We start from the raw sequence: 5643 nt of genomic DNA on the forward strand, positions 1-5643 counted from the left end.
CTGCAGCCGTTAGCCAGTGACCGCTATCGACCCGAAGCTGCCGCTCATCGGCGATCAAATTGCGATCCAACTGTCGAGCCAGCGAGTGAAACCACTAAGTCAAATGCTGTAATAGGAATGTATGCCAAGGCGATGCTCGCATACTGCTCGCGAGACCTGGCGATAAACGCGCAGAGTGGAAGGGCAATCATGATCACGTCCAATACGCCCCACAGCGCTATTGGCGATGCCTTGAAAAAGCTTACGTTTACGACAAGCCCGAGGAATAAATAAGCAGACAGGGACAACAGCGCGTAACGGCCATCCTGTTCGAAGTAAACCTGAAGGCCATTCTGCTCATCCTCACTGCGACTGGGGAGCAACAGCGCAGAGGCTACAAAAAGAGAAAGCGCTAACAGAACGAGCAGGAGAAACTCCAAAAATGTGAACGTAACTTTTATGGCCGGCAGAGCGTTTACAGCCCACCAGAAGTCCAGTTGCGTAGTGAACAGCATCGCGGCCCAGGCGAGCGGTACCCAATCAGGCTTCGCCGCGCGGCGAATGCGGAATACCGTCAATACCCCCAGTAGAAGCCGAGTGACGGAGAGCCCGAGTATCATCGAGAGTATCGTGGCAACGATCGGAAAATTGCTCATGGTACACCCAGGCTTTGGATATTCTGGTTTTAGCACACCTTCCGACAGTAGGCCGGTTATATCGCGCCCTGATGAATAAACGATTGCCCTAGGGCAGCCTTTCATGCGTCCCATGAGGATACAGCCCCACAGCCTGCCCTCTGTGATTGATGAACAAATTTCATGAACCCTTGCCAATTTAACCATCTAGTCCCCACTCGGTAGCTCGCTTACTGTTCTCCCAACACCAAATGTCGGGAGATCCAGATGCACAAGCGCACACTCGGAAACATTTCACTTGAAGTGTCAGCCCTGGGCTTGGGTTGCATGGGCTTAAGCCATGGCTACGGCCCCGCGACTGATACACAACAGGCCATTGCGCTGATCCGATCGGCGTTTGACCGGGGCGTAACGTTCTTCGATACCGCCGAGGTTTACGGCCCCTACCTGAACGAACAGGTGGTGGGCGAAGCTCTGGCACCGGTGCGCGATCAAGTGGTCATCGCCACCAAGTTCGGCTTCACCTTCGGCGACGACAATAAGCAGCAGATTCTCAACAGCCGCCCCGAGCACATCCGGGTCGCGGTCGAGGGTTCGTTGCGTCGACTGCAGACCGACTACATCGATCTGCTTTACCAGCACCGCGTCGATCCGGACGTGCCGATCGAGGACGTCGCCGGCGTGGTGAAGGACTTGATTGGCGAAGGCAAGGTCAAGCACTTCGGCCTGTCGGAGGCCGGTGCGCAGACCATTCGCCGTGCACACGCGGTGCAACCGGTCACAGCGCTGCAAAGCGAATACTCATTGTGGTGGCGTGAGCCCGAGCAGGAAGTCCTGCCGACGCTTTGGGAACTGGGCATCGGCTTAGTGCCGTTCAGCCCACTGGGTAAAGGTTTTCTCACCGGCACGGTGTCGGCGCAGACCACTTACGGCAGCGACGATTTCCGCAGCATCGTCCCGCGTTTCAGCCAGCCGGCGCTGCAAGCCAATCAGCGCCTGGTGGTATTGATCCGTGAGATCGCCGCGCAGAAACAAGCCACACCCGCACAGATCGCGCTGGCCTGGCTGCTCGCGCAGGCGCCGTGGATCGTACCGATTCCGGGGACAACCAAGTTGCATCGCCTGGAAGAAAACCTCGGTGGCGCGGACATCACGCTCGACGCCGCCGAACTCAAAGCGATCGATGCCGCACTGGCGCACATCCGCATTGAAGGCGAGCGCTATCCCGAAGCCCTAGAGGCGCGAGTCGGCCGATGAACAATGATCACGATCCGCTGCGGCGCACGGTGATCGCCGCCCTGGCCAGCGCCCCGCTGCTGTCGCTCGCCAACACGCAAGGCCCCAGTGAAACACCCCGCTCAGGCTCGCGGATTCTGGTCGCGTATTTCTCGCGCTCGGGTAATACCCGCGTGGTCGCCGGGCTGATCCAACGTGGGCTGAATGCCGATCTCTTCGAGATTCGCCCGGCCCAAGCCTACCCCGAGGACTATCTGCAAACCGTTGAGCAGGCACGTCAGGAGCGTGACAGCGGCTTCGAACCCGAGCTGCAAAACAAGGTTCACTTCTTGAGCGACTACGACACGATCTATCTCGGCTTTCCGATCTGGGGTGAAACCGCCCCGCCGATCGTGCGCGCCTTTCTCAGCGCCCACGACCTTTCCGGCAAGACCCTTATCCCCTTCAACACCCACGGCGGTTATGGCTTGGGCAACAGCCGCAGCGTGCTGGTCAAGCACGCACCGAAGGCAGAGATTCTGGACGGTTTTGTGATGCAGAGTGAGCAGGAGCGCAAGACCATGGAACGCGTGAACGGCTGGCTGAGCGATCACCCCCTCACGCGCTGATCGAATGCTGCACGGAGTGACATCATGAATATCCGCACGTTAGGCAATGGCCTGGAGGTTTCTGCACTGGGCCTTGGCTGCATGAGCATGACCTCGGCCTATGGGCCGGCTGCCGACAAAACCGGCATGATCACGCTGATTCGTTCGGCCCACGAGCAAGGCGTCACCTTGTTCGACACCGCCGAAGCGTACGGCCCGTTCGCCAATGAAGAACTGCTGGGCGAGGCCTTGCAGCCGATCCGCGAGCAAGTCGTCATCGCCACCAAGTTTCACGCCTGACCGGAGTTGATCCGATGAACCGTTTGATCACACCACTCGTTGCTTTGTCATTCATGGCGGCAGAATCCCAGGCCGCCAACGAAATCCGCATTACGCCGAACGGCTCGCAGCCCTCGGTCAAGGGCGCGGCGCAAAACTTCACCGGTACGGTGCACGTTGATGGCCTGTTCAAAGGCGAGCCGCCGGCGCGCATCGGCGGCGGCACGGTGACCTTCGAGCCTGGAGCACGCACGGCATGGCACACCCACCCGCTGGGGCAAACGCTGATCGTCACCGCAGGCGTCGGCTACGTACAGCAAGAGGGTGGCCCGCGACAGGAGATCCGACCGGGCGACACTGTCTGGATTCCACCGCACACCCGTCACTGGCATGGCGCCACGGCCAGCAACGGCATGACCCATATCGCCATTGCTGAAGCCGAGGACGGCAACACTGTTACTTGGGCGGAACAGGTCTCGGACGCGCAATACGCCGGAGAATGAAGTTACGAAACTGCTGAGAAATACGGCGATGCGCAGACTGCTGAACGGGCCAATACGGCATTGACCCAGGCCCTCGCACCTTCGGGGAAATAACATGAAATTTGCAAAGTACCTGCTGAGCAGCGAACAACTGTGGTTCAACCAGTTCCGCATCGGCCTTTGGCCCAACTACTTCAACTGACCCAAACACTTTTGCGACTGCCGCCCTTTTGAATGCTCAGGAGCTTCACGTGAAAAACACTCTCAAAGCCACGTTCATGTCGGCCTTGGTCGGCCTCTCGGCGGGCGAAGCCTTGGCCGCCGATTACAAAAAGAACCCGTTCACCCTCGCCTACGACGGCGCGATCAGCAAGAACGAACCGGGCAAGGTCAACATCCATCCGGTCAGCTACAAACTCAACGGTCTGGATATCGCCGCCAACGTATACACCCCAGCTAACTATGACGCGAAGAAGACCTACCCACCGTGGTCGTTGCACACCCCAATGGCGGTGTGAAAGAACAAGTCGCCGGTCTGTATGCTCAACGCTTGGCCGAACAGGGCTACATCACCATCACTGCCGATGCGGCGTACCAGGGCTCCAGCGGTGGTCAGCCGCGCAGCATCGATAAACCGGCGTATCGCATCGAAGACATTCACGGCATGGCCGACTTCATCAGCCAGTTTGCCGGCGTCGATGACAAGCGCCTGGGCCTGCTCGGCATCTGTGGCGGCGGTGGTTATTCGTTGGCGGCAGCGCAAACCGACAAACGCTTCAAATCGCTGGCAACGGTGAGCATGTTCAACTCGGGCCGGGTACGTCGCAACGGCTACAACGACTCGCAAATGGACAGCATTCAGCAACGCCTGCAACAGGCGTCAGCAGCTCGCGCGCAAGAAGCGGCCGGCGGCGCGGTGCTGTATTCGGGCGATGCCAACCTCACCGACGAGCAGATTGCCAAACTGCCCTTCGAGCTGTAGCCAAGGTTATGAGTACTACTGGAAGACCCACGCGCACCCGAACTCGACCTTCAAATACACCACCAGCAGCCTGATCGACTTGATGCGTTTCGACGCCACTGATCATATCGAGCTGATCAACCAACCGCTGCTGATGATCGCCGGCAGCAAAGCCGACAGCCTGTACATGACGCAGGACGCCTTCCCCAAAGCCACCGGCACTACCGACAAGGAAGTGTTTATCCTCGACGGTGCGACGCACATCGAAACCTATTGGGTACCGCGTTATGTCGATGCCGCGATTGGCAAACTGACCGCGTTTTACGGCCGCACCTTGTAATCAACGCTCTTGGGGGTCGCGCATCCGTGTGCAACCTGCTTTCATGGATCAATCCCGCGCCCCTTCATGAGAGGCCCTCATCAATGTCACGCGCTAATCTTAACGACCTGCAAGCCTTCGTGGTCATCACCCGCGAAGGCAGTTTCACCCGTGCGGCCGCCCAGCTTGGCGTCTCGCAGTCGGCACTCAGCCATACCATGCGCGCGCTGGAAAGCCGTTTGGGCGTGCGCTTGCTGACGCGTACCACGCGCAGCGTTTCGCCGACCGAGGCGGGTCAGCGGCTGTATCAATCGATGGCGCCGCGGTTCGATGAGATCGAACTCGAACTGGCCGCGGTCAGCGAATTTCGTGACACCCCGGCAGGCAATGTGCGAATTCAGGCATCCGAACACGCCGCCAACAACATTCTGTGGCCCAAGCTTTCAAAGGTGCTTCCCGACTACCCGGACATCAATGTCGAAATCACCGTCGACTACGCCCTCTCCGACATCGTCGCGCAACGCTATGACGCCGGTGTACGCCTGGGAGACCAGGTGGCCAAGGACATGATCGCCGTACCCATCGGGCCGCCCCTGCGCATCGCGGTCGTGGGCTCACCTGAGTATTTCAAACAGCGGCCGGTGCCGAAGGAGCCCGGTGATCTGGCCGCGCAAAATTGCATCAATCTGCGCCTCCCCACCCATGGCAGCCTGATGCAATGGGACTTTGAAAAGGATGGCCATGAACTGAAGGCCCGTGTCGAAGGGCAATGGACGTTCAACAGCAGCGTGCCGATCCTGCGTGCGGCCGTGGCGGGATGTGGCTTGGGTTTCCTGCCGGAAGACATGGTGGCGAAGGAGCTAGCGGACGGCAGCCTTGTGCGGGTATTGGAAGATTGGTGCCAACCCTTTGCCGGTTACCATCTCTACTACCCAAATCGCCGTGAACATTCATCAGCATTTGGCGTTGTAGTTGAAGCATTGCTCTACAAGCGCTGAGTCATCGACCTGAGCATCTGAATTTTACCCGCCCCACAAACCCGCGAATGAGCAGACGCTTTTTGATCGATTGCAGTCGTACGTGACCGGCCGCAATGGGTCGAATGCAGTTGTTCGCTAGTGACCGCTATCGACCCATGGCTGCCAGTCGTGTCTGAGGTGATCTT

5 protein-coding genes and 2 pseudogenes are annotated in these 5643 nt (G+C 58.9%); 6 read left to right on the forward strand and 1 reads right to left on the reverse strand.

Annotated elements, in window-relative coordinates; translation table 11 throughout:
* Window positions 1-44 precede the first annotated feature (44 nt).
* Window positions 45-635: a hypothetical protein gene (locus tag GIB19_RS27875; protein ID WP_274888823.1), complete on the reverse strand. Its 591-nt coding sequence runs from the start codon at window positions 633-635 to the stop codon at window positions 45-47.
* A gap of 246 nt (window positions 636-881) precedes the next feature.
* On the opposite strand from GIB19_RS27875, the gene GIB19_RS27880 reads away from it, so the two are divergent.
* The 6 genes and pseudogenes from GIB19_RS27880 to GIB19_RS27905 all read left to right on the forward strand — a co-directional run bounded on the left by GIB19_RS27880 (window position 882) and on the right by GIB19_RS27905 (window position 5476).
* Window positions 882-1871 carry an aldo/keto reductase gene (locus GIB19_RS27880; RefSeq protein ID WP_274888825.1) on the forward strand — a complete coding sequence of 330 codons (990 nt, stop codon included), beginning with the start codon at window positions 882-884 and terminating at the stop codon, window positions 1869-1871.
* Complete coding sequence (locus tag GIB19_RS27885) at window positions 1868-2458, forward strand: flavodoxin (RefSeq protein ID WP_274888826.1); 591 nt, start codon at window positions 1868-1870, stop codon at window positions 2456-2458. Before GIB19_RS27880 ends, GIB19_RS27885 begins: the two co-directional genes overlap by 4 nt.
* A gap of 24 nt (window positions 2459-2482) precedes the next feature.
* Window positions 2483-2728: pseudogene (locus GIB19_RS27890) on the forward strand (aldo/keto reductase); the annotation flags it as partial.
* A 23-nt stretch (window positions 2729-2751) separates the two neighbouring features.
* Complete coding sequence (locus GIB19_RS27895; RefSeq protein ID WP_099429725.1) at window positions 2752-3219, forward strand: (R)-mandelonitrile lyase; 468 nt, start codon at window positions 2752-2754, stop codon at window positions 3217-3219.
* Window positions 3220-3476: 257 nt separating this feature from the next.
* Window positions 3477-4499: pseudogene (locus GIB19_RS27900) on the forward strand (alpha/beta hydrolase).
* Between the two features lie 83 nt (window positions 4500-4582).
* Window positions 4583-5476 (forward strand): LysR family transcriptional regulator, encoded by an 894-nt coding sequence (locus GIB19_RS27905; RefSeq protein WP_099429727.1) that lies wholly within the window; start codon window positions 4583-4585, stop codon window positions 5474-5476.
* The last annotated feature ends 167 nt before the right edge of the window (window positions 5477-5643 follow it).

This window comes from Pseudomonas sp. ITEM 17296, from assembly GCF_028895205.1.
In the GTDB taxonomy this organism is placed as follows: Bacteria; Pseudomonadota; Gammaproteobacteria; order Pseudomonadales; family Pseudomonadaceae; genus Aquipseudomonas; species Aquipseudomonas kermanshahensis.